At 58.6% G+C, this 24,668-nt stretch carries 21 protein-coding genes and 1 pseudogene; 4 read left to right on the top strand and 18 right to left on the bottom strand.

The genetic code is table 11. From position 1 onward, the window contains the following. Window positions 1-304: 304 nt before the first annotated feature. The 18 genes and pseudogenes from AC0L3I_RS25085 to AC0L3I_RS25170 all read right to left on the bottom strand — a co-directional run bounded on the left by AC0L3I_RS25085 (window position 305) and on the right by AC0L3I_RS25170 (window position 22,252). Window positions 305-960 (bottom strand): annotated as a pseudogene (locus tag AC0L3I_RS25085) (DUF6064 family protein). A gap of 508 nt (window positions 961-1,468) precedes the next feature. After that, a complete protein-coding gene (locus AC0L3I_RS25090) occupies window positions 1,469-1,654 on the bottom strand; it encodes a hypothetical protein (RefSeq protein ID WP_473528600.1) in 186 nt (61 codons plus the stop codon). Next, window positions 1,651-4,218, bottom strand: a complete 2,568-nt coding sequence (locus AC0L3I_RS25095) for a cation-translocating P-type ATPase (RefSeq protein ID WP_473528601.1) — start codon at window positions 4,216-4,218, stop codon at window positions 1,651-1,653. The genes AC0L3I_RS25090 and AC0L3I_RS25095 overlap by 4 nt, the downstream gene beginning before the upstream one ends. 255 nt (window positions 4,219-4,473) lie before the next feature. Next, entirely contained in the window at window positions 4,474-6,897 is a 2,424-nt protein-coding gene (locus tag AC0L3I_RS25100) for a phosphoketolase family protein (protein WP_473528602.1), read from the bottom strand. Window positions 6,898-7,151: 254 nt separating this feature from the next. Then, entirely contained in the window at window positions 7,152-7,988 is an 837-nt protein-coding gene (locus tag AC0L3I_RS25105) for a universal stress protein (RefSeq protein WP_473528603.1), read from the bottom strand. Window positions 7,989-9,259: 1,271 nt separating this feature from the next. Further along, complete coding sequence (locus tag AC0L3I_RS25110) at window positions 9,260-11,401, bottom strand: type IV secretory system conjugative DNA transfer family protein (RefSeq protein WP_473528604.1); 2,142 nt, start codon at window positions 11,399-11,401, stop codon at window positions 9,260-9,262. Beyond that, window positions 11,398-12,420 carry a P-type DNA transfer ATPase VirB11 gene (gene virB11 / locus AC0L3I_RS25115; RefSeq protein ID WP_473528605.1) on the bottom strand — a complete coding sequence of 341 codons (1,023 nt, stop codon included), beginning with the start codon at window positions 12,418-12,420 and terminating at the stop codon, window positions 11,398-11,400. Before virB11 ends, AC0L3I_RS25110 begins: the two co-directional genes overlap by 4 nt. Further along, on the bottom strand, window positions 12,401-13,627 hold the full coding sequence (virB10, locus tag AC0L3I_RS25120) for a type IV secretion system protein VirB10 (RefSeq protein WP_473528606.1): 1,227 nt from the start codon (window positions 13,625-13,627) through the stop codon (window positions 12,401-12,403). The genes virB11 and virB10 overlap by 20 nt, the downstream gene beginning before the upstream one ends. Further along, window positions 13,627-14,436 (bottom strand): TrbG/VirB9 family P-type conjugative transfer protein, encoded by an 810-nt coding sequence (locus AC0L3I_RS25125; protein WP_473528607.1) that lies wholly within the window; start codon window positions 14,434-14,436, stop codon window positions 13,627-13,629. Before AC0L3I_RS25125 ends, virB10 begins: the two co-directional genes overlap by 1 nt. Beyond that, complete coding sequence (locus tag AC0L3I_RS25130; protein ID WP_473528608.1) at window positions 14,433-15,128, bottom strand: VirB8 family type IV secretion system protein; 696 nt, start codon at window positions 15,126-15,128, stop codon at window positions 14,433-14,435. Before AC0L3I_RS25130 ends, AC0L3I_RS25125 begins: the two co-directional genes overlap by 4 nt. 35 nt (window positions 15,129-15,163) lie before the next feature. After that, the gene (locus tag AC0L3I_RS25135; protein WP_473528609.1) at window positions 15,164-16,201 is read right to left on the bottom strand and encodes a TrbL/VirB6 family protein; all 1,038 of its coding nucleotides are present in this window, start codon (window positions 16,199-16,201) and stop codon (window positions 15,164-15,166) included. Between the two features lie 15 nt (window positions 16,202-16,216). Further along, window positions 16,217-16,408, bottom strand: a complete 192-nt coding sequence (locus tag AC0L3I_RS25140; RefSeq protein ID WP_473528610.1) for a hypothetical protein — start codon at window positions 16,406-16,408, stop codon at window positions 16,217-16,219. Window positions 16,409-16,430: 22 nt separating this feature from the next. Beyond that, entirely contained in the window at window positions 16,431-17,132 is a 702-nt protein-coding gene (locus AC0L3I_RS25145; protein ID WP_473528611.1) for a type IV secretion system protein, read from the bottom strand. A gap of 11 nt (window positions 17,133-17,143) precedes the next feature. Continuing rightward, window positions 17,144-18,229, bottom strand: coding sequence for a lytic transglycosylase domain-containing protein (locus AC0L3I_RS25150; RefSeq protein WP_473528637.1), 1,086 nt, complete (start codon window positions 18,227-18,229; stop codon window positions 17,144-17,146). After that, entirely contained in the window at window positions 18,219-20,639 is a 2,421-nt protein-coding gene (locus AC0L3I_RS25155; protein WP_473528612.1) for a VirB4 family type IV secretion/conjugal transfer ATPase, read from the bottom strand. Before AC0L3I_RS25155 ends, AC0L3I_RS25150 begins: the two co-directional genes overlap by 11 nt. 3 nt (window positions 20,640-20,642) lie before the next feature. Beyond that, entirely contained in the window at window positions 20,643-20,942 is a 300-nt protein-coding gene (locus AC0L3I_RS25160) for a VirB3 family type IV secretion system protein (protein ID WP_473528613.1), read from the bottom strand. Between the two features lie 3 nt (window positions 20,943-20,945). Further along, a complete protein-coding gene (locus AC0L3I_RS25165; protein WP_236372199.1) occupies window positions 20,946-21,296 on the bottom strand; it encodes a TrbC/VirB2 family type IV secretion system protein in 351 nt (116 codons plus the stop codon). 11 nt (window positions 21,297-21,307) lie between these two features. Beyond that, on the bottom strand, window positions 21,308-22,252 hold the full coding sequence (locus AC0L3I_RS25170) for a lytic transglycosylase domain-containing protein (protein ID WP_473528614.1): 945 nt from the start codon (window positions 22,250-22,252) through the stop codon (window positions 21,308-21,310). 176 nt (window positions 22,253-22,428) lie between these two features. Here AC0L3I_RS25170 and AC0L3I_RS25175 point away from each other — a divergent pair, with 176 nt between their 5' ends. The 4 genes from AC0L3I_RS25175 to AC0L3I_RS25190 are packed head-to-tail and all read left to right on the top strand — an operon-like array spanning window position 22,429 to window position 24,667. Then, window positions 22,429-23,034: a hypothetical protein gene (locus AC0L3I_RS25175; protein WP_473528615.1), complete on the top strand. Its 606-nt coding sequence runs from the start codon at window positions 22,429-22,431 to the stop codon at window positions 23,032-23,034. After that, window positions 23,031-23,570: a thermonuclease family protein gene (locus AC0L3I_RS25180; RefSeq protein ID WP_473528616.1), complete on the top strand. Its 540-nt coding sequence runs from the start codon at window positions 23,031-23,033 to the stop codon at window positions 23,568-23,570. Before AC0L3I_RS25175 ends, AC0L3I_RS25180 begins: the two co-directional genes overlap by 4 nt. Then, a complete protein-coding gene (locus AC0L3I_RS25185) occupies window positions 23,567-24,265 on the top strand; it encodes a thermonuclease family protein (RefSeq protein ID WP_473528617.1) in 699 nt (232 codons plus the stop codon). The genes AC0L3I_RS25180 and AC0L3I_RS25185 overlap by 4 nt, the downstream gene beginning before the upstream one ends. Further along, window positions 24,266-24,667: a hypothetical protein gene (locus tag AC0L3I_RS25190; protein ID WP_473528618.1), complete on the top strand. Its 402-nt coding sequence runs from the start codon at window positions 24,266-24,268 to the stop codon at window positions 24,665-24,667. Window position 24,668 lies beyond the last annotated feature (1 nt).

Below are 24,668 nucleotides of genomic sequence, written 5' to 3' on the forward strand. Positions count from 1 at the left end.
ACGCATACGGGTTGGGAGTGAGAACAAGACCGGCAGTCTAGATCAGATCATCGAGCATATCTTCGGTTGCCCCACCCGGCATGAAGTCGTGAACGACAGAGTGGCCGATGCCCCAAGTCGCCGACAGATCGGCTGCCTGCTCAATCGCAAGCATCCAGCCGATTCCAATCCGGCAGTCCCAGCCTTGCTCGTGGGAGCTTCAGCGTTCAACCCCACTTCGTAAGCCCCACTGCAGCGCTCGGCACATTCTCGTCCCTAAGCGGTCTCTCGCGACGCTGTGAATATAAGGTGAGGCATTGGCTTCTCAGGATTTCAGACCGTCCAAATTGGCGCCGCTACGACAGGCAACCACCAACGGGACCGCAACAACACCGCTGACCAGAAGTAACCAGTCTTGCGGCACGCCGAGGAGGAACGCCGCACTCCCTCCGATCAACGACCAGATGAACGGAATCGCGAGCAGCCACCGCGACAAGGGCGGCTTTGCGAAGAGAAAGAATCCGAAGGTGAAAATCGTCACCGGACAGGGGGTGACACCGAACACCGGCATTTCAGGATATGCGTGACCTGTCCAAATGCCGAGAAGTGGATAAGGACGGCCGCATAGGTGACGAAGCCAACTCCCACCATTGCTGCAGGTCCAAAACTCTGGCCGAACCGCAATTGATTCCTGACGAGACCAACATAGGCCAGAATGGCTCCCTGTGCGACGAAGAGAGCTCCAAAGACGAGCGCGGCCTTGTTGATCTGGGTGAAATGGAACCAGTGATATGCAACGCCGGTCCACAGCCACATGATCGCCAGGATGCCAGCGATCAGACGGTCCGCCATTAGCGGTCGCCAAAACAACAAGGCCACGGCAAGCAAGCCAAGGCCAAATGCCGCCACTTGCACCGGCCAGATGCCCTCGTTGTAAGAAACCAGGTTAGCGAGAAACTGATTGCGCGTGAAGGGCAACATCAGCGTGTCTCCTCACGCTTCACCATAGCCACGGTCGCAGGATACCTCAATTGATCTGGCGCAAATCAGCGGCCTCGGTTGATCCAGGTCAACGCCCACCTGGCATTTGCCCTGCCTTATAGATGAAGGATCAAAGGGAGAAACAACGTGCCAATAGAGAGTTTGGTCGTCACCATCGCGGTCTTGACCGTCTTTGCATTTTTTATGGTTGTGCTGGGCTATGCCTCTTTCGATGAATCGCGCGGGCTGTCCCCCAAGATAGCACCTCGGTCCGGTAAGGAGAGACGCTGAAGGAACCTCGTCATATAATCTGCCAGACCGTAGGGAAGTCGACGCCCTTTCTTCGTGTCAAATTGTACTTTCTGCGAGCCTGGAGACAATGTGGCTGTCTGCATGCCCCGTTGAAGCGGCTTCCACGTTCCAGGACCAATTGATGGCGAAGGACGCGCTTTGAGCGACGAACTTGGCATCTCCGAAATGACCACGCGCCCGGCCGATCCGGGCGGCGCTATCTTCGGGTGCCACCTTCGGCGGCGGCGATGCCATGCCGCTTGCAGGTGTGGCCCTTCTCGATCCTGGTGACCGTCGTTAGTCGCCTCGTTGCCTCTTCTTCCGCTGCCTCACGTCGCAATGCGTGGCGGCGGGCATAGGTGAGCCGATCGGCACTGCGGTTGAGCGCAACCGGGTCGGTCAAGCCTTCAGGCGTTCCCGCCAGAAGTGTTTCAACAACTCAAGGCAGACCAACACAGCGATCCCGGATGCAAGCGTGACGGCAAGATCATCCAGGTGCAGCGGCCCGAATTGGAAGAGGCCACTCGCAAGCGGCCACAGAAGCGTGCCGCCAAGTGCTGCAGCAACGACCGCGACGACAATTACGAACGATCGATTTGGCCGCAACAGCGCAATCAGCAGCGACTCGCTGAACGTGCGGTTGACGAAAATCAGCCCGACGATCGTCAACACCAACGAGAAGAACGTCAACGCACGAATCTCATCCTCTGGCATTTCCCAGCGCAAGCCGAGAAGAAAAATGCCCGCAACGAGCACGAAAGCCAGAAAACCCTGTACAAGGCTCCACGCGATCAACGGACGCGAGAAGAGCGCCGCCTCCGGATCCCGCGGAGGACGTTTCATTATGTCGTCCTCCTCGTTTTCCGCTTCAAAAACCAGTGAGCAGACCGGGTCGATCACCATCTCCAGAAAGGCAATGTGAATTGGCCCGAACAGGATTGGCAGTCCAAACAGCAATGGGAGTAGGGCCAAGCCGGCAATCGGCACGTGCACGGCAAGGATGAAACCCATCGCTTTGCGCAAATTGTCATAGATGCGACGGCCCAACCGTATGGCCTTGACGATCGATCCGAAGTCGTCGTCGAGAAGAACAATGGAGGATGCCTCGCGGGCGACATCGGTGCCGCGGCCTCCCATGGCAATGCCGATGTTGGCCGCTTTCAGCGAGGGGGCATCGTTGACGCCGTCCCCCGTCATGGCGACAATCCCGCCATTGGCCTTCAAGGCCCTGACGATCGCCAGTTTCTGCTCAGGCATGATCCGCGCGAACACGGTTGCGGTTTTCACGCGCGCCGAAAGGGCAGCCTCGTCCAGTGTCTTGAGTATTTCACCGGTGACGACATCTTCGAAGTCGAGCCCAGCTTCGCCGGCAATTGCTCTTGCCGTCGCCGGGTAGTCTCCGGTGATCATGATCACTTTAATCCCGGCGGCGCGGCAATCACTCACGGCATCCGGAACGCCTGGTCGCAGAGGATCAGCTAGCCCGACGAGGCCGATGAATTCGAAATCGAAACCAGTCTGCTTGTCTGGCAGTTGATCGCCGGCATGACTGGCTCGCGCTACGCCCAAGACGCGGAGTCCTTCGGTTGCCATGGCGTTCACGGAAACCTTGACCGAGGCGACACGATCCGCACTCAGACGACAAAGTGCCGCGATGGCCTCCGGCGAGCCTTTGGCGGCGACCAGGCAATTGTCACCGGCAAGCGCCGACCACCACACATTCGACATGGCAAGCAAGTCGGGACGCAGCCCATAGGTGCGGACCAGTTTCCGATCAGAGCTGTTCGACGCTTCCCACCCGAAAACCCGTCCTTGGGCGAGATTGTGAAATGCCCTTTCCATCGGATCAAAAGGAATCTCGGCACTGGCGAACATGCCAAGCTCGACCACTTCGCCGAATGCCGCCGGCATCGCTCCGTTCGCGCCGTCTGGCAAACGGAGCAGTTTGCCGTCCGGCGTTCTCAGTTCTGTTATTGTCATACGGTTTTCGGTGAGCGTTCCGGTCTTGTCGGTGCAGAGAACCGTTGCCGAGCCAAGCGTTTCGATTGCTGCCGCGCGACGGGTGAGCACGCGTGCCTGCGAGATGCGCCAGGCGCCCATGGCCATGAAAATCGTCAACACCATGGGGAACTCTTCCGGCAGCATCGACATGCCGAGCGCAATGCCTGCCAGCACCGCATCAAGCCATCCTCCGCGCAAAACGCCGTAAAGCATGACCGCGAGAACACTGACCGCGCCGCCGACGAGTGCGAATATGCCGACAAGGCGTTTTGTTTGTCGCTGCAAGCGGGGTGCTTCGGTCTCCATCGAACTGAGCGATTGCCCGATCGCACCGATTTGGCTGCGCGGCCCGGTCGCCAGAACTTCGCCGACGCCTGAACCGCGAACAACGAGTGATCCGGAAAATGCGAAAGGCAGGTCGTCTCCACCTGGACGGCGCTCGGCTGGCAGCAGGCCATCTTTGCCTGCAATCTTGCGCACCGGGACGGATTCACCCGTCAGCAAAGACTCATCGGTCTGGAGGTCTGCACTCTGGATCAGCAGCATGTCGGCCGGGACCCGGTCCCCCTCCCCCAGGACAACCAAATCGCCCCGCACCACCTCGCGACCCGCAACGCGCTTGCTTTCACCGTCGCGTATTACCAGGGCACGGGGGCTCGTAAGATCACGCAATGCCTCCAGAACGCGTTCTGTCCGCGCCTCCTGAACAATCGTTATGCCTACCGACAATGTGGCAAAGGCAAGCAGGATCAACGCTTCTTGCAGATCGCCAAGAAGCAGGTAGACAGCGCCGCCACCCAGCAGGAGAGCCAGCATCGGTTCGCGCATGACCTCGAGAGCAATCCGCAACGGCGTGCGCCTACCGGTCGTAGGCAATTCGTTGAACCCTTCGGCGAGGAGCCTCGCTTGCGCCTCGACCTCGCTGAGGCCGGGCAAGAGAATGGTCGATGCGTTGGATTCAGACATGTCGGCTTTCGTCAATCGCCAAAGCGCGCGCTGTTGCATTTCTTGCACGACAGGAACTGACATCAGGTTGGTCATGTGGGGTGTTGGTTGGTGTGGTGCAGATAGCAGTGGCACCCACGGCGCTCTCAACATCCCAGCGGCGACAGACTGCCGCCTCTAGCCACGGACTCCCGCCGCGCCCCTCGAAGACAGCGAAGGTCAGGGTGGACGGAATCACGCTTCAGGACCAGGAGCGCGTCTGCCACCGGCTCGTCCTTAGTGTGGGGCGATTGCCGCCTCATTAGGACCCTGATCCCACCTCCATTCAAGTATCTCGGGCATGTCCTGGCCATGAGCGCGAATGTAGGCTCTATGTTCAAGCAGCTTGGCGTCCATCGCCTGCTTCAGGCCGACCTGAACGCTCCTGAGGTGCGGAACCCGGTCGAGCACGCTTTGTACGAGATGGAACCGGTCGAGGCCGTTCAGTACCGTCATATCGAAGGGGGTCGTCGTCGTGCCTTCTTCATTGTACCCACGAACATGGATGTTGTCGTGGTTGGTGCGACGGTAGGTCAGGCGATGAATGGTCCAGGGATAGCCGTGATAGGCGAAGATGACGGGTTTGCCAGTGGTGAACAGCGCATCGAAATCGCGATCTGACAGGCCGTGCGGATGATGCTCCTTGGGCTGTAGGGTCATAAGGTCGACGACGTTGACCACCCTGATCCTGAGTTCCGGAACATGCTCCCTGAGGATTTGCACTGCCGCCAGCGTTTCAAGGGTCGGAACGTCGCCAGCGCAAGCCATTACGACGTCCGGCTCCGCACCGTCCTCGGGCGATGCCCAGTCCCAGATGCCGATGCCCGCTTTGCAATGAACGATCGCCTTGTCCATCGACAGCCACTGCCATGACAGCGGCTTGCCGGCGACGATGACATTGATGCGGTCCCATGTCTGCAGCACGTGTTCTGTGACGCAGAGCAAAGTGTTGGCATCCGGCGGCAGATAGACGCGTACGATGTCGGCCTTCTTGTTAAGGGCAACGTCGATGAAACCGGGATCCTGATGGCTGAAGCCATTATGTTCCTGATGCCAGACATGGCTCGACAACAAATAGTTCAGCGACGCGATCGGTCGCCGCCACGGTATGTCGCGGCACGCATCCAGCCATTTCGCATGCTGATTGAACATGGAATCCACAATGTGGATGAAGGCCTCATAGCAGGAGAACAGACCGTGCCGCCCGGTCAGCAGGTAGCCTTCGAGCCAACCCTGGCAGGTATGCTCGGAGAGGATTTCGAGAACCCTGCCATCGCGGCCGAGATGAACGTCTTCGGGCAGGATCGTTTCCATCCAGGCACGCTCGGTGACTTCGAACACGTCCTGGAGCCTGTTCGAGGCGGTCTCGTCCGGCCCGACGATACGGAAGTTCTTTGTGCCGTCGTTCAGCTCCATTACGCCACGTAGGAACTTGCCCATTACCCGCGTTGACTCGGCCTTAACCGCTCCGGGGCGCGCGATGGCTACCGCATGGTCGTGCAAGCCGGGCAAATCGAGAGACCGACGCAGCAGGCCACCATTGGCATGCGGGTTGGCGCTCATGCGTCGTGCGGCTTGCGGGGCAGTGGCGCGGATCTCGGCAAGAGGCGCGCCGGCAGCGTCGAACAGTTCGTTGGGTCGATAGCTTTTCAGCCACTCCTCGAGCAGCTTGAGATGGGCGGGGTTTTCCGCAAGGCCCGACAAAGGCACCTGGTGCGCTCGCCAGAAGCCTTCGGTCTTCAGCCCGTCGACCTCCTTCGGACCGGTCCAGCCCTTGGGGCTTCGCAGCACGATCATTGGCCATTTCGGTCGCGACACCGGCGCTGCGGAACCATGGCGTGCTGCGTCCTGGATCTCTCTGATGCGATCCAGTGCTTGGTCGAGCACGGTCGCCATCAGCTCATGCATAATGGCCGGCTCGTGTCCCTCAACGAACAGCGGTTCATAGCCATAGCCAACGAACAGCGCGCGCAATTCGACTTCAGGAATGCGGGCCAGGATGGTCGGATTGGCGATCTTGTAGCCGTTCAGATGCAGGATTGGCAGCACAGCGCCGTCGCGCGCCGGGTTGAGAAATTTGTTGGAGTGCCACGCGGCGGCCAGCGGCCCGGTTTCGGCTTCGCCATCACCGACGACGCAGGCGACGACAAGGTCCGGATTGTCGAAGGCGGCGCCGTAGGCATGGGAAAGCGCGTATCCCAACTCGCCGCCTTCGTGGATCGAGCCGGGCACATCGGGCGCGGCATGGCTTGGAATCCCGCCCGGAAAGGAGAATTGCCGGAACAGCTTGCGCATGCCCTGCTCGTCCAGTGATATATCCGGATTGAGCTCGCTATATGTGCCGTCCAGATAGGTGTTAGCAACCATCGCCGGGCCGCCATGGCCGGGGCCACAAACATAGATGACATTTGCATCCCTGAGCCGGATCACGCGGTTGAGATGCGCGTAGATGAAACTCAGCCCTGGCGACGTTCCCCAATGGCCAAGCAGGCGTGGCTTGATATGATCCAGCCGCAAGGGCTCGCGAAGCAGTGGATTGTCGAGCAGGTAGATCTGACCAATCGTCAGATAGTTTGCGGCGCGCCAATAGGCGTCGATGTCGTGCAGCTCGCGGTCGGTCAATCGGCTAGCAGGGGCCGGCGTTGTCGAGTGTTCGGTCACTTTTCCTGGCTCCGTTGCCTTGTTTCGAATGCCGGCGAACTGCGATGCACATTCAAGCCGGGCAGGTATGAAATCGCGTCCTCGCGGATGGAAGCCAACGAATTCGCGCCGTTAGATTCATGAGTGTCGCTGCCCTGGAATAGGCCGTGCACGTGACGTCTCAATCTCATAGGTCGAGCCGGTAACGCCATGGGCTGCGCCTTGGGAAACGCAGAACCGGATCTGGTCGCGATCACCCCTCATGCCACCAAACCCTAGTGCGACAGGAGCACAGGCAGGCGCAGATCCGAGAGGATGCCTTCGGTCGCCCCACCGAGCACGAAATCCCTGATACGCGAATGACCGTATCCACCCATGACGAGCAGGTTGCCGCCGATCTTGAGGGCGTGCTCCTGGATTGCAGTCCCGATCGAACGATCTCCAGCCTGAATTGAGGCGGCCCCGGCCGCCAAGCCGCGCGTCCTGAGGCCCTGCGCAAGACGTTCGGCGATGTCGCGCCCGGGGAGCGGCTTCTCATCCGTCACGGTCAGGACCGTTATCGTCGAAGCACGCTCCAGGAACGGCTGTGCATCGGCAACGGCCCGTGCCGCTACGCGACTTCCGTCCCACGCGATGATGACATGGCCAAGGACACCGACATCCGCGGCGTCGGGAAGAATTAGGGTCGGGCGACCCGACCCGAAAAGTATCGCCTCGGCGGCCATGCGTGCTGCCTGATTGTCCGACACCCAACCGACCAGACAGACATCGAAATAGCGGGACTCCTTTGCCGCAACGTCGCCCATCAATGCCGGCGGAGCTGTTATCTCTTGCGTGGTCAGAGTCACGCCGCTTTGCGAAGCTTCCTTCGCGACCGACTGCAGCACTGTGGTGCCGCACTTGCGACTGGCTGTTTCCACCTCCCGGATCTTGTTGGGAAGGTCGAGAAGATAGCTCGACAGGGTGTTCGAAACGTCGGGAATATCGACATTAATGGCGATAGCATGAAGCGCGGCCCCGATCTGCTTAACGACCGCGACTGCGTTCGCCGCTATTTTCGGAGGGGTCGAGTCCGGGTACGTCGTCAGCGAGAGCGATGCTATGTGGTCCATCAGATTTCGCCTCCGTTGCGGCAAGGTCAAGCGACCCTCACGCCAGTGCACGCTATCTGTAGAGGCAATGAACGGCGTCAGCTTTGATCCACCGCAAACGCGCGCGTCATCAAATACCAAAAAAATGACGGCGTCAGGTAACAGCTAGGATCGCCGATCTCGATCAGCGTTCGTTCGGAGTTCGACCTTTGTCATGGTGCACAAGGTGCCGATGGCCGATACTAGGCCGCTCGGTCTTCGCAGGCGTCCCTACGGTCGCAAACTCGGCATAAGCTCGAATCCCTGCTCCCTTCGCCGAGATAACGGATGAAAGGCCGTGCAAATTGGCAGCAACTTCCAGCCAGATCCAGAGAATTCCAGGATGCTCCATTCGGATGAGCTGTTGAAATTGATGTGGATGCGTCGGTCGCCGTCAGCTAAGAGGCGACGATGGCCGTCGTGGTCTTAATCGAATTGCTCCTGGCGCTAGGCAAAATATTGGAGCCTCCGGATGATCGCCTGAAGGGCAGTATTGCGCCATGGCAAGCGTATCTGCGATGAATCCTTCCCGGCTCACCAGATCAGCACTTGATGACTGCGCGGCGTCGATCAGCCGTTGGAACGTCCAGCCTCTTGCCGTGACAGCGATATAGCGGGACTCGGCTCAACATCGAGCCGGTGTTTTGACAAGCGAGAGTCTCAAAGGTCGCCTCATAGGCACTGCCATTGTCTTCCTCGATCTCTGCGCTCCTGATACCCAGGGCCTTCGCATCAGCAAGCAGCTTGAGGTTCTCGCTGACTGAGGTTTCACCCACCCTCCCGGGCACGTTGTTGGCAAGCCATCGTTCCGAGTGTGCTCATCTGGTATAAACGCCTTCATTCCGGTTCCCGGCGAAACCAATCGTGTCCCGGCGGGGTGGCCAAGCGCGCGTGCTTCTTGAAGACACCAATCTTGTCGGGATAGGTAATCATCGCTAAACGCGGGTCTGCAACCACCTGAACTTGTGTTCCCGTCCACCGCGTGAATGTGGACCGACTCCGCTGCCGAGGAGCAGCGCTTACCAGGGCGTCCCCACCGGGGGCGCGTTCGCTGGATCGCTCACCTTAGCGAAGCAACCTTTGGCCGCCTCGTTCCGTCTGTTCCATGAAGGCCCGCAGCAGTTCCATTCCTGTCCGGGGCGGACGGTTGCGTTGCCGGCGTAGCCGCTGACCCGAACTTCAACGATACCTCGGCCTCGAATCTATGTGCGCGAACCTGCAGGCCCAAGCATAAAACCGCAAATCGCAGCTCCTTATGCTTGAAGTTCGGCGGCCTCCTGGCCGAGTTCGACGGGATCGGGGACCGTCGTCGCGAAAATGTCGAGATAGTTTCGCCGTTTCGTAGGCGATGCTTGGCCGAGCTTTTCGACTTTTTGAGAAACCGTCTCCTTGAGGCGTTCAGCGCTAGGTTTCAGGCCTTCTTCGGCAGCCTTAATCCGCGCGTCGATAGCCGCTACGTCCGGTGTCGCCTCCGCTCCGTTTCCAGATCCGCCACTCGGCGCCGCTTTAGCGCGTTTCGGTTTCGGCAGGCTGGCTTTGCGATTCATGGTGCGAGCTGCGGGCTTCTTTGTTGCCGGCGCCGCTTTCGCGGTCGCGGCGATAGTTGGCATCGCCTCAGCGCCATTAAATGGTGATGACATTCTCTTTTCGGAATCAGCCATACCGGTAGTCGGGGCACCGACATCTTCGGCGGGCTGGCCGGCTTGGGCGTAATAGTCGGTCAAAGCCGGTACGGGTTGAACCGGAAGATATTCGATCGGCGGCATGTCCGGCGTGTGCGCCTGAGAAAATGCTTCCGCGGACTTGAATGGCTGTGTCTCGAAAAAGCGCAGCTTGTCGCCAAGGATCGGGCGTTGGCCTTCAACAAGCAGTACCATCTTTCTCTCCGGCATCTGCCGGATTTCCTGCGGCATCATCAGGTCACGTTCGCGAATCTGTTCGACCCTCGTGCGCCTCGGCAGGCCGAAGAGTTCGATCGTGCGCGATTCCGACTGGTAGCGGACGGTCCGCTTGCCTAGCGCACGGGAAGCATAGTCGGCGGTCGCCTGATCATTCGCGCCCAGAATGAGCTGATAACCACAATTGCCGAGCAGCGAATGTCGGGAGGTTTCTCCGTAAATCTCGTCGAGATTCTTCAAGTCCTGGATGATGATGGCGAGTTTGATGTTGTACCCCGCCACATAGGGCAGCTTGGTCATGATCTCGTCCATCTTCTTCAACTGCCGAAATTCGTCGAGCAGGAAGTAGACCGGCAGCGAGTTCGGATCGTGCTCGAGGGTGAGGATGTCAATTGTCTGTTGCACGAACAGCGTCAGGAGCGGCTTGAGCAGCGTGATATCCGTGATGTTGGGCGCGAGGTAGACGGAGATCGGCCGTCGCTTCATCGCGCGGAGATCCATATCGGTGACGTTCGTCGCGGCGACGATACGTTCGTTCTTGAACGGGCGCATCGCCTTCTGGATATCGAGCAAGGCCGAAGCGGCGGCGCGCTCGGAAAGGGCCAGATAAGCGTTGAAGCTTTCCAACGTGAATTTGGACAGGTACGGCTCTTTTGCCTTGATGAATTTCATCAGGGCCTGCAGGTCGACACCGCTGTTGAAGAATGAATTGACCTCACCGAGATTGCGCCGGCCGTTATAAAACGGGCTTTCCAACACATAGCTGATAGCGCCTGCCATCACCTGTTGAGCGGTCGCCTGCCACACCGAGTTTTCGGATTCAGTGTTTTCGGGAACGAGAATGCTCGCCGTGTTCTGGATATCGGTCGTGCGATTTCCACGTTCCTGGCGAATGAAGTCGAGAGGGTTGTAGCGGTTCGTCCGCTCCGCGCCTGGCGCGAAAAGGAAGACCTGGCTGCCGTTGCACCGGCGATAGCCGGCCGTCGCCTTGAAAACCTCTCCCTTGAGGTCGGTAACAATCATCGACCCTTCATGCATGAGAGCATTGGGAATGACATAGCCAGCGCCTTTGCCGGATCGTGTCGGCCCGATGATCAGATGGTGACGATCATCCTTGGTGCGCAGGATTTTGCGGCCGATGCGGCCAAAGATATGACCGGACTTGCGAAACCACTTGCCGCGGCGGAGAGAGGCGATGTCCTGAAAGGCCGCGTCGCCGAGCGGGCTGCCTTGCGGCCGAAGGCCGACGTAAGCGACGAGGCCGCCGGCGACGAGCGCGGGTACAAGCGAGCCAATCGCGACCTTCTGTAGAGCAGGACTACCCGCAAAGTGCCAAAATTGCTGGATCGGAACGAAAGGATTCGTAGTGATCGTCGTCTCGAGGATACGGCCGTCTTTGTAGAAGAGCTGCAGGCCCAGGCCATAGCCGAGCATCCATACGGCGAATGCAACGCCGAGGCAGAAGATCAGGAAGATGGTGCGGTACCCATTGCTCATGATTCGTGCCGCGCGAAAAAAATCTCTGAAACGCCGCGCTTGCCGCCCTCACGGCGCAACTGGATGACGATCGGAATCACCATCTGGATATAGGACATGAGATCCTGCTTGGTGAAACCGGCCGACATACCGGCCTGCTGCATCATCATCGCCAATTGCTCATAGGCCCCTAGAGGCGTGTCGGCATGGACCGTCGACATCGAGCCCGGATGGCCGGTGTTGATGGCGCGCAGGAAGGAAAATGCTTCCGCGCCGCGAATCTCACCAACGAACAGCCGATCCGGCCGCATGCGTAGTGACGCCTCGAGCAAGTGCTGAATCGTCACGTCGGCGGTACCCTGGTCGCCTTTCGACGCGATGAGATGCAGCTTGTTGGGCTGCGGAGGAAAGAGCTCTCTGGTGTCTTCGAGGGTCAGAATGCGTTCGTTCAGGTCAACGCTCTTCAGGCACGCATTGAGAAATGTGGTCTTGCCAGACGATGTGCCGCCACTGATGAGGATCGAAACACGTTTGATGATCGCGGTGTGGATGAAGTCGTAGATGGCATTTGAGCGGAGATAGCCGATCAGCTCGCGATCGGTGTCGCTTAGTCCTCCGACAGCCACGGAGACCTTTTGAAGCGAACCGTTGTCGCGATATTCTTCCAGCGTGAAATTGTTCACGACCTGCTTGCGGATGGAGATGGCCCCGCCTTCCGGCGCGGCAGGCGGAAGAACGACCTGGATGCGCTCGCCGGTTGGCAAGGCTGCGCTTAGGATCGGCCTATTCCGACTGATGAACTGCTCAGTTGTGCCGGCAACGCGCTCCCCGATGTTCTGGATTTCTTCAGCAGTCAGAGCATCGACCTTGTGAAACTCCATGTGATCGGACCCAAGCCGTTCGACATAGACGTGGCCCGGCTTGTTGATCGAGATTTCGACGACAGCCTGGTCATCGAGGAAATCCTTTATCGGTGCGAGCGCACGATTGAGAAAATAGTAGGGGTCTCGCGGCCCGAAATTATTTGAAGCCACGTTCACGCTTGATTTCCTTCATGGCTTCAGCCACCGGATCGTCGTACATGGCCGAGAAATCGAGATCCTGGCGAACGTAAACAAAGATTCTCTCACCCTGGCTGACACTGATCGTCGGAGGAATGCGAAGGTTTTCGGAGAGGGCCTGATTTGCCATGTCCGAAAAGGTTTGCGCGATGGTGTCGCGCGCGAGCTCTTCGCCGCGCTTGGCATCATCCTTTTCGTCGCCGAAGGCTTCGTCGCTGCCGTAGCCGGTCAGATAGCTTGCCCCGGCGCCGACGATCGAAAGCAAGATGGCGGACCCAAATCTTTCGCGCCACTTGTTATCGACAATGCCGGTGACGCCAGATCGGCCGAGACTATCCGTGCCGATCGAATTCAGGCGCACCGACACGCCATCGTCGCGGATGAGGCGCGTCCAAATGACGAAGATCCGCTTTTGGCCCCTTACGATATCGGACTGATATTCGCCGATCAGCCGGGTTCCCGTCGGGATCAACACGCGCCTTCCGTCGAAGGAATAAACGTCCTGCGAGGTGATGGCGCGTATCTGTCCTGGCAAATCGCTGACGATTGCCGTTTCGAGGATGCCTGGAATCAATGTTCCTTCCGGGATCATGGCGTCGATACGCTTGATCTGGCGTGCTGTCGCTGACCTGTCGGCCAAGCTCGCTGCTGCCGCCAGATATTTGCTGTTGCGGTCCTCGCCGGCGACACTCAGGCCTTCGCCTTCGTCACCGGCCAGCGTGCCACCATCGGCCGCCGAACCCTTGTTGTCGAATACGACCATCGCCGACTTGTACCGCTCCGGAAATTCTTCCGGCGGCGGTGCGGCGGCTTCGGGTGGCGGGGGAGCGGCAACTACAGGTGCCGGAGGTGGCGGCACGTTGAACGCCGTCGTGTCCGGCTTTTCTTCAGCGGGAGGCGGCGGCGGTGGCGGCAACGATATGATCTCACTGTCAGGAGCGGCCGGCGGCTCTTCGACATCACGAACAAAGGACGGGGGCCGGAACGTAGTGGTCCTGAATTCCTCGTCACCATCCAGCACGTCACGAGGCCTTTCCTGTGCACCGGCGAGAACGAAATAGGCCGCGATGGCACCGCCGAGCAGGAGTGCCGCGCCGCCCAGGACCTGGTTGCGTTTGGCATTCTTGTTGCTGACGTCCGTTTCGTCGGCCGAGAGCATCGCTTCAAGTTCGGGAGTCCGTTTCATCAGTTGCCGCTCCTTCTGCGCTTGCTCGCTAGGCGATCGGGAGCTGGACCGAGGATATCGGGGTCGGGTGCGCCTAAATCAGGCTTTCTCAGATTGAAAATGCACGTCCACTGGTTTCCGTCACGCAGCGTGTATTGGGTCGCCACGCCATCGACGACCAGATATTCCCCTTCCTTGCGGAAGTTGCGGAGCGTTTCCGAGAAATCGGAATTCACAGCGAATATTGCGGGCATGCGCCCGCTGAATTTGAAGAACGTCTTCTTCCCGTCGTCGAAAATCACAGACGGCTTGAGCGACGGATCGCCGGAAAAAGAATAGTCGATATTGACGTTTGCCTTGTCGATGTTGGAGACATTGGGGTTCGAGGCGCGATACTCGGCCTCTTTCCTCAGTGCAGCGTTCAGGTCATTTTCCGGGTAGACGAACCTAACCCCAAAGACCTTTTTGCCGGCATCGGGCGCAAAATCGTGCAGTTCGATGAAATAGATCCTCTTGGTGGTGACGATGTTCATGTTTGTTGACACGTTTTTCGCGATGGGCTTCACAAACAGGATGTTGCCTTTTTCGGAGGGCGCGACCTGCCAGCTTTCGGTGTCGCCGAGCGAAATGGTCTCGAACTTCTCATCTTCATCGAAGATGATCATTGTTGAGATTCCATAGGTCGCAGCCACCTTCACCACGTTGTTTTGCTGATAGACAACGCTCGTCACCCTCGCATCGAGGCTGCCTGGCCGAGGCGTTTGCGCCGCATGGGCGTGAGTCAGGATCGCGGCGAAAATCGCCGCGGAAATCAGGAAACGTTTTATCATCCCTGATCTCCCGGCGTCACGGTCTCTTGATCGCGACGATAGTTATAGACCTGGAAGCCTAGCGGGTTTTCGAAGCGCCACTCATTTGTCACCGGCGTATCAGTGTAGCGGTAGCGCACGACGGAAATGTAGTGCCGGACGATCGAGTCCGTGTCGGTCTTTTCCGTCGTCGAGAAACGCACCAGCGCTGTGCTGGCGTTCGAAAACGTCACCGATTTTATTTCGACGAGGACGCGCTTGTTCTTGCCATAAATCTTCGCCGGATTGTTCGTGTTGGCGGCGCTATACAGCTCTTGCAGCTCGCGGGCCGCGTCGCCTGTCGACAACAGCGCGGCGATGCCGAAGTTCTCTTCAATGGCGAACGGATCATAGCCTTCGTGCGCGCGAATATATCGTACGACGTTGGCCTGGGTGATTGCCTGCTGTTCGGTCAAGTTCGACGGCCTGGTCAGGCCCGTTTTGACCTCCATATAGCCGGTGTTCTTGTCGACCTCGACGATGTATGGCTCAAAGCTCTTTAACGGTACGAGCAGCACCAAAGCACCAAGCGCCAGAAGCGTTGTCGCCCCGAAAAGCGTTGTCACAAACCACGCGAGCGCGCGCGAGCGCATCGCCTTTTTGACGATCTCGTTTTCCCAACGATCACCGTCCTGAAAATAACTCCTGAGAGCAACGTCCTTAGAATCTGCCATCTGGTCTAGCCCTTACTTCTTACGAACCAACAGCCTCAACGCGGCATGCTGTGGCTGCTTATCCGGTTCTGCATTGCCGCCTTTGCGCCGTCTCCCCCGGATGCCGTTGTGGCGCCGCCGTTGCCACGGAAGCGGGTGTAGAGGCTCTTGCCGCCCTGGAAGCCGATGCTTGCGCCCTTGATGCCGGCCCGCGACACGTCCATAGGCGCCGTCAAGCCGGTGTATCGACCGACCGTTCTCGCGACGCTGCCGATACCGGCCGCCACTCCGCCGACTATCCCTTGTGCGAGGATCTGGATGTTGATCAGTACAAACGTGCCGGCACCGCATAGCAGCAGAAATGCCGAAATATCGCTGAGCTGGAGCCGTCGTTGGTTGGCCGCGTTGGATACCTTGGTCAACTCAGGGTCCATGGCCGCGATCAAGAAAGCGGCAACAACATAAACAAAGAGCGGGATCAGCGCGTAGAGCAGAACCTGTTGAAACCATGAGACGCCCAGGTTCCGCGTTTGTTCAAAGAGCATGCAAGCGATGAAAATCGGCGCGGTTCCAATGAGCACCCACATCATCACCTTGGCGAGCAGCAAAATTGCGAGGGCAACGGCGATGAAGACGGCGACGCACAACATGATCAGGAAGCCGACCATTGAAGGCAGAACCGAGAAATACCCTGACTGTTCGGCAAATGCCGAAGCCGCTTCATTGGCTGTTTTCCAGATCATCGACAGGCCGTTCGTCGGCTCGGTGATACCTGTCCCGGTCGCCGTGAGGATGGCCCGCCCGACGTCTTCGGGGGTATTGTTGAGCCAGGAATAAAAGAACGTGTTGAAATGGCTCCACTGGCTCACCAGTGTCAGGATCAGCAGCATGCGAACGACGCGACCGATGATTTCGCTGACACTGACGCGAGCAGTTCCCATAAAGAGCTGCAGGCCGTAATAGCCGACATAGGCCAGGAACATGACATTGAGCAGTGGAACAATTTCGCCGCCGACAATTTCGTAGGCTCGCTCGGAAAAGTTCGCCCCTGTCTGCTCTATCCTGTCCAGCAGTTCGCCCAAGAAATCCTGCATTGCCGCCGAGCGTCCCTATTCCACTTCCATCGCCTCGATCGCCGCGAAGGCCGCAGATGCGTCGCCATTGACATGGATCATCGGTCCGCACTCGAGACGGGGATCCGGCGCATAAGACGTCAGGTTTGCCGGCCGCTTGCAGGGCGCGGTCTTCTCCTTGACCGTGCCGCAGCCGGAAAGAGCGGCCACGACCACGAAAAGCGTCATCACTGTCGCTGTTTTTGTCGGCTTAATTCCCACTGTAGCTGAGCGCCTTTTTTGAGTTGGAGATATCGGTCAGACGCCGCTGATTGTCCGCCTGGAGAGACGAAACCGCGCCGTTCATCACACCGATCAATTCGTTGATCGTCAGGCCCGCTTGCACCTGCAGTTGCGTGTTTTGGTCGATCGAGCCCTTGATGTCCTGCGCCTGGCCGATCTGCCGGCCTGCCTGCTCAAAAGCACTTCTCCGCGTCTGGGCCGCCTGTTGCGACCCAGTCACCAGTGCCGCGACACCAATTACGGTGTTCACCAGCTCCTCGTAGGACTTATCGCCAGAGAACGTGCTGTTCGCCTGGCCCGACAGACTTTTGACCAGTTGCAGACCATTGATGAACGTCGTGGCAACTTTGGCGATGTCCCCGTCCATGCCGCCGAAATTCGGCACACCGCCTTGGAGCAGGCTATCGAATGACGGCATCGACGAGACTGAAAAGCCATTGCCGACGGCCAGGTCCTGCATCTGGTTGGCATCACTGCCGCGATCGCCTGTCACAGACTTCAAGGTCTGCTCGACGGTCGTGAGGATTTCCTTGTTCGTGCCGAGGATCTTGTCTGTGGTCGCGGCTGTCTGTTTCGCTACATCAAAGTTTGCTCCGTCAATCACAGGAACTTGTGCGAATGCGGCCGATGCAAGGACTATCGCCGACGCAGAAATGATAAATCGCTTCATGGTATTCTCCCTCATTGTGGCTTCAACATCAGATTTACGTTGGCCGCGCGTTCGCGTTTCTGAACGCATGCTTTCTCCGTCGGGCTCCATTCGAGGCCTTCGCGCGGATCGCAGAGGCCGGTTGTCTCGCGCGGATTTTTTTCCTCGTCCTTAAAATCTGAGGACTGCGAAGTGCCCGAGAGATTGCTTGCCGTGCTGGCGTTGCGAGAGTTGATCAGGTCGCCCATTGCCGTTCCCATGCGGATGACCTGATTCATCATTTCGAGATTGGCATTGCGGGCGCCGGAATTGTGATCCCAACTGTCCTGGATCGTGCCACTCTGCATCCCACCCAACTGCTGCAGCCACGAGGCTAAATTTCCAACGCTATCGGTCGCCGCTTGCGACGTCGCCATGGCGTTGATCGTTGAATCCCGCATGCCGCTATAGGCAGTGTTGCCGCCACCGTAGTTGAGCGGAATGTTTGCCTGATCCGAGCCACCAAAGGCCGGAAGCCATCTTTGCGTGATGTTTTTTACGTAGCCCTGAGTCTCCTTGAACGGCGGAATGCCGCCGTATTTTTGGACGTTGCCGTGACCGGAATTGTAGGCCGCAAGGGCAAGGTTCACGTTGCCGTTGAAGCGCCTCAATTGCTGCCGGTAATATTTGGCGCCTCCGCGCAGGTTTTCCTCGATGTTGTGCGGGTTAACGCCGAGATCGGCAGCCGTACCGGGCATGAGCTGTGCCAGGCCGATCGCGCCCACGCTTGACTTTGCACAAGGGTTGAAACGGCTTTCCTGGTACACAAGAGCGAGAAACTCGTTCTCGTTAATGCCTTCCTCTCGGGCGATACGCTTCACCAGACCGGCAATTTCCGGATTGGCGTTGGCAGCTGCTACCGGATCGTCTCGCCGGCCAGGCCGGTACACCGAGCAAGTGACGCTCTTGTTTATGGAAAAACGATCCTTGTCGACTTTTTCGATTTCGGTCGTCTTTTCGTCCCTCGTCGTACGCTCGGTCAGGTTCGCACCGTCGATAACGGGCACTCCTCCCGCCAATGCCGGCGCCGGTACGGCAAGCGCCGTCAACATCAGCCATAGAGCAGCACTATTCTTCATTGACCCTCTCCCATCCGCAGAATTCGGCCAGCCAGCGTTCAGGCTCATCGCCATATTTTTCCCGCAGCGCAGCACACTCTTCGATCGTCTTCTTGTTGCCGGAGAGCACCTTTACGAGTTCCGGCATTGTCGACAGATCGAGGCGGGCAATAACCGAGTCATTGCCGTGCTTGATCAGGAACGTGCGCTTTTCAGGCGGGGTATTCTTGATGAAGTTGAATTCTTTGACCGTCAGCCCAAATCGCTTGATGTAGCTGTCTTCGTCCGCCCGGGGATTCGGGAAATGGATGTTCGTCGCTGCCTGTTCGATGATCGTATGGGCTGCTTTGGCCGTGGTGATATCGGCCGCTGATTGCGTACCAAAGCCGACGATGCCATTCAGCTTTCGGATCGTTTTCATCTTGTCGACGATGAAGTTGCTGAACGTCTCGTCCGAGAGAAGCTGCCAGCCTTCGTCCATGAAGAACATGACAGGATCGCCGGTCAGCAGTTCGTCGAGGCGATGGTAGATGTACATCAGCGCCGGCGTGCGAAGATCCTCAGTCAAGAGGATGCTCGTCATGTCGAAACCGAAGACGCTTCTTCCGGAGAACGACAGGACATCGTGCGGAGCGTTGAACATCCACGCCTTTTCACCGTCGATCCACGGCCGCAGTCGTGAATGAAGGTCATTGGCGTCGGCCCGAGAACGGCCGACGAGCAGGCCCGAAAGATTTGGCAGATTGCGTTCGGCCGCAGGCTCCTGCATCAGGCGGGCGATCGCTCGTTCAAGCGTGTCTTCGTCTTCTGGTGAAAAGTCCTGCCGATCGCCCGACCGCAGCATGGCTTTGAGCAGGCGGAATAGAAACTCGCGGTTCGGTCCGGTGTTCTCAAGCTGCAACGGATTGAAGCCGGTCGGCGTGCCAGGCGACAACACTTCGTAGGAGCCGCCAATCGCTCGGATGAAAATCTCCGCGCCCCTGTCCTTGTCGAAGAACACAGCCTTGGGGGCCGGCGATACCCGGAAGGCTTGCGCCAGAAGGAACGTCATCGCCACGGTCTTGCCCGACCCGGTGGGACCGTCGACTGTGAAATGACCGATATCGCGACGGTGAAAATTGAACCAATAAGGTGTTTGCGATGTTGTCTCGAGGATCGTGATCGGCAGGCCCCAATGTGTCCGGTCGGCCTGCCCGGTTGCGAAATTGTGCATCGACGACAGGCCCGAGAAATTTGCACTCGACAGCATGGCCTTGCGGGCGATGTAGCTGTGATTTCCCGGCAGTTGCGCCCAAAAGGCCGCTTCAAGGTTCACGTCCTCTCGCAGCCAGTTGATGTTCATGTCGGTGAGGCACGATCCGAGCTCCGAAACGGAGCGGCTTACGCCTTCAAGATCCCGCGACAGGCACAGCAATGTCAGGTGGTGAAACCCGAACACGGCTTCCTGATTCATGAGGCTGTTGAGCGCAAAGTCGATATCGTGCTCGACCGAGCTTCCGGCTTCATCCGATGCCTGGATTTGCCGCTGCAGGCGGCTAATCCGCTCCTGGGCAATTGGCTTGTCCGCAATCGTGAATGATTGCGTCAGGACGAATTCGTGGTTCACCTGCAGCAGGCCGTCGAGCATCCCTGGACCGGTGAACGGCGGATATTCCTTGACGGACAGCAGCGCGCCAAACCGGTTGTCTTCTTCGATGGCAGCCTGCGCCTGCATGGTCCGCTTGCTGAAATGCAACCGCGACGTTCCGACGTAATTGCGCATGCCCATGCGGGGCAGCCTCATCTTCCGGGGCACACCGCAGGTCAGGATCGTATTGAAAAACTCGCAAGGTTCCGAATAGGGTTCGCCGTCGCGATCGCTGATGCCGAGCGCCCGGGCACCGTATTTCTGAAGCTCGCGCGTGATGTTTCCGATCAGCTCCTCGAGCTCCGTCACATCCTCGCGCGTTTGCTGCCCGCGCGCATCGCCGCCGGCAGTCCGATCCAGAAGGCGCTTGGCCGCGTCGCTCAAGCCGAGCGGTCCGCGCATCCCCGATCGCACAATGGTCAGGTAGATCTGGTTTGTGAACACGCGCTTCCGGCGCAACTGCTCCATGTAGCGCCTGTTCAGGAGATCGCAGAACGGATCATCGAAGGTTCCCTCAATCTCCGTTTCGACCTCGCGCCGGATGACCGTCGACCAGACGGAAAAACGGCTTGATCCGAGCGCCCGGATCATCGTGTTCTGGACGACCGAGCGCATATTGAGCTCAGCCTGATCCTCCGTCTGGAAGAACAGGCCATCCAGCTTGATCACGCAAAGAAGGGCGCCATTCTCCAACCCCACGACCGTATTCGAGACGTGCCGCAAATAAGGAATATGAGTCGCCATAGGCCGCTCTTTGTTAGCGACCTTCCCAAACCCGAGTTCTTCTCTAACGACTTTCAGCATCCGTTACGGCCCATACGAGTTGGCTCCCCAAAATGTCTTATTGGGCGTCCGCGGAGTCTTCCGGGACGCCACCTGCAGCACGTCGAGAATCTTGGCGTCCCAAGTGCAGAGCGAAAACAGGAAGAGGTAGCTCACCGGAGCTACCAGGAGCGCCCACAGCGAATTCGTCCCGAGCCAGCCGATGATGGTTACGCCGACGATGATGATAACGGCCATGTACGGCACGCCCCACAGCGTTGGGGACCGGGTTAGTCCGATCACCAACGGGGTCACCAGAGGCTTTTCGTCCTGGTGCTCAGCCATCGGTCAATTGCCGACAGCCGAGATCATTTCATCGACGATATTGGGAGCGCCGAACACCAAACCGATGCCGATGACAACCGCGCCCGCTGTGAACCAAGACAGACGGCCCGCAAATGCCAGAAAGCCCAGTCCGATGACGGCAATGATCGCAAGCAACCGGCCAAACGGACCGGTGATGAAGTCAACAATCATCTGTACGGCGGTTTGAAGCGGCCCGAATGCACCACCACCACCGCCAGTGCCTTGTGCAAGCACCAGATCGGCGCCAGCCACCTGCATAACCGCCACGAGCCCGAGTAGCGCCGCCAGCTTGACAGCCCCTGCCCCCGGTCCCCTTACCGCATCAATTCTCATACTTCTCTCCTTCAAAAATGCATCACACCGCCGACGAACCTGCCGGTTTTCTTGACCGCGATGACGCCAACATCTCGAACATCGCCTGCATCGGCAATTGCTTCCGGAGCGACCGCCGATGGCCTGCCCTTGGCCGCCGGCATCGGCAGGCCAAGCTGATAGTTCACGACCTTCGCCACGTAGCCGACGGTCTCTCTGAAAGGCGGAATGCCGCCGTATTCGTAAATCCGCCGTTCCCCGGCGTTGTAGGCGGCCGCGACCAGCAGTGGATTTTGAAATTCGTCGAGGAGCACCCGCAGGTACTTCATCCCGCCTTCGATGTTTTCCGCGGGATCGCAGACGTCGCGCACACCGAATTGCGCCGCAGTCGCAGGGATGAGCTGCATCGGCCCGCGCGCACCCTTCTCCGAGTTACGGATTCGATCAAAGCCGCTCTCAGCCCAGGCAATGGCCGTCGCAAATACTTCATCGACCTTGTGGCGACGTGCTGACTCAACGACCAACGTCTTGGTTTCAGACGCACTTAATGGAGATGGGCCGCATTGCCGCACGTTTTCCGTGTCCGGTTTGTCAGGAGCAATGATGCCATTGTGGCTTATTGCGCCCGTGGCTCTCCTAATCAGATCGGTATCAGTCGGTTTATCATATTCGACTCTCTCCGCCGAAGAAATGTTACCGATTTGATTAGAAGGCACGACCGCTTTTTTGACCGGTGGCTCTGACAGCACAACGCCATCGGCACCAAGGACGAAATCGCTTTCAGGGCTGGACCACCGTCTGTCGAATATGGCCGTGATCGCGGTTTCGCTAAGAGCGGCAGGGCTCCCCTGATCGCTGATGGAAACGTGCTGTTCTGGCGATCTTTTAAGGATTTCGCCGCCCTGGGATGCTCCTCCTCCCAAGGTCGAAACCGCCGCTACACCTATCAGCAGAACGATGCGTGAATCAGCTGCCATCCTAGCCCTTCCTGCCATCGGCCCCACCGCATTTGCGGTGTTGAGATCGCGATGAAAACCGATTAAGTTCTAACAGGTATGATACCGATATGGCATACTGATACATGTTTTTGCGCCGTACTTAAACCCCCTAGGCGCAGGGAATCAAATATGACCAAGATGGTAAGGGCTAGAAAATGAAACGCACGATCGCTGCCGCACTTACAAGTTGCATATTGGCGACGTCCGCATTCGCCGCGCCGGACATCGACAAGGACTACATCAAGTCGCTGGCGTCGCCGGGCAAGACAGTCCTGGTCGTCGAATACTATGACGGCAGCGGTAAAGTCGTGGGTCGCAAGGGCTTTGCATCTGCCAGTGGATATAAGGCTGTCTCGCCGACCGACATTCAGGTCGACGACAAGACAACACTGCATCTCTACGGCGTCGAGCCGTGCAGCGGCGAGATGGTGAATCGCACCGAAGGATACTCGGGATCATGCAGTGGCTTTGCGCAGCAAGAATTGCAGGTGATGCTGAAGTCCGCAAAGGTTCTCTTCTGCCGCGCCTTCGTCAGTGAACAGAATGCACCGAGCCAGGATGCGACTTGCTATGGCTATTATAACTATCCCGGCAGCCTCGACAGCGTTGACATGCTTGAAGACGAGCTGGTCTCCCTTGGCGCACTTCGAGTCGTGAAAAACCCGGATGGTTCGCCTGCGCGAGCGGATCTCGAAAAAGCACAACGCATCGGCAAACAAGGGTACGGGATGTGGGCCGATCCGAGGGTCAAAGGCCAATGAGAAGGGCCGCGATTTATCTGGCGGCGTTTCTCACATCAGGAGAGATCAATGCCGCGCCTGCAGGATACTTCGATCTTCAACCTGGCGTGACGCTCGAATCCGGCGACACATGGGTTGCCGACGGCAACCGCTATCGTCTCTACGGTGTGCAATCTTGCCTTCGCGGCACCCCTTACACCGACAAGACAGGTCAGAAGCGAGATTGCGGCGACGCTTCGCTCGCAGTTTTCGCCGCCTACATCAAAGACACCCGACCGGTTTGTGCGCCTGTCGCCAAGATCGCGGAGACGTCCTATGTCGTCTGCTACGCCACAGTCGGCAAGGACAGACTTGACCTTGCGACCATGATGGTCACTAGCGGATATGCCTTCGCTGCCCTCAATGCCGAAGGCCTGCCGTTTCATCCTCCCTATGCCGTTGCCGAACAAAGCGCCCGAGAGCAACGGGCCGGTCTGTGGCAGTTCGAAGACGTGCAGCACCCGGCCATCCTCTTGAGCAGGTCGGCAAACGCACGCGCCAAGAAAGCTGCCAAATGAAAAAGCATATGCTCGCGGCCGCTGTATCCGCCGCCATCGCGCATCCCTCGATCGCAGCCGACATCATTAATGAGCCGCCATTGCCGCCCCGCCTGGAACAACGCGCTCCAGCGCGCGTGCAGTCCCTTCCCGTATTTCACGGGCGCGTAGCCGTCATGGACGGCCGAACGCTTTGGTATCCCCAATATGCACAACGGGTTCGCCTCGCCGACATCGATGCATGCGAGCTGCCGCAATGGGCGCTCAATCCCAAATGGGAGACCCGCGACAAGATCAAGGCGCCGCCCCCAGTCCCATGCGGTCCGCTCGCCAGGGCATGGCTGAAACGCACTGTCGGCAACAAAAGCGTCGAATGTGCTGTTCTCGGCTACAGCCATGACGGTGTGCCGCTCGGTCGCTGCGCAACGGGCGGCGAGGATCTCGCCCTCGAAATGCTGCGTGTCGGATGGGCACGGGTCGCCTCGCCCTACCCCATGAACGGCCAGTATCTGACCGTTCAGAACTACGCGATGGCAGCGCGCTACGGCATGTGGGCCACTTACGTCCTCGATATGGATGAGTGGCGACGCAAGGCGGACGACAAGACGCTCGATCGGGGTCCTATCGCCGATTTTAACCTACTCGCTGAGCGCGAGAGTGAAATTTCGCCTCCCTTCGTCGATGCTCGTCACAAACCGAAGAGGACAGACCGATAGTTGCCGGACTTCGCCCATATTGCGAGCTCGTTCGCAACCGATCCTTTGGCGGGCCTATTGCTCGCCATTCCCTTATCGTTTGCTCTCCTCACCGTTTCGGCCAACCTGTGGTGGGTCCACGGGCCGCTCGCCGCACTGCTCCTTGTCGCTTCGATTTTGCTTCATGATCAACGTCACCTGGCGTTCGACAGCTTTCTTGTCGGCCTCTTCGCCTTTCCCCCTCTTTGCCGCGATATCCCCAACAAACCGCTGCTCTATCGTGTGGGGATATTCTGGTTCTCTGCCTTCACGCTCATTGCCGCCGTCACCTACGCCGCCGGCGATCGAGCGTCGAACGACTCACCCATCGACCAGATATTTGTCGGTCGGGAGCCAACAGCAGCAACAATCGAGAGGATCTGAC

Source organism: Mesorhizobium sp. WSM4840, assembly GCF_055811755.1.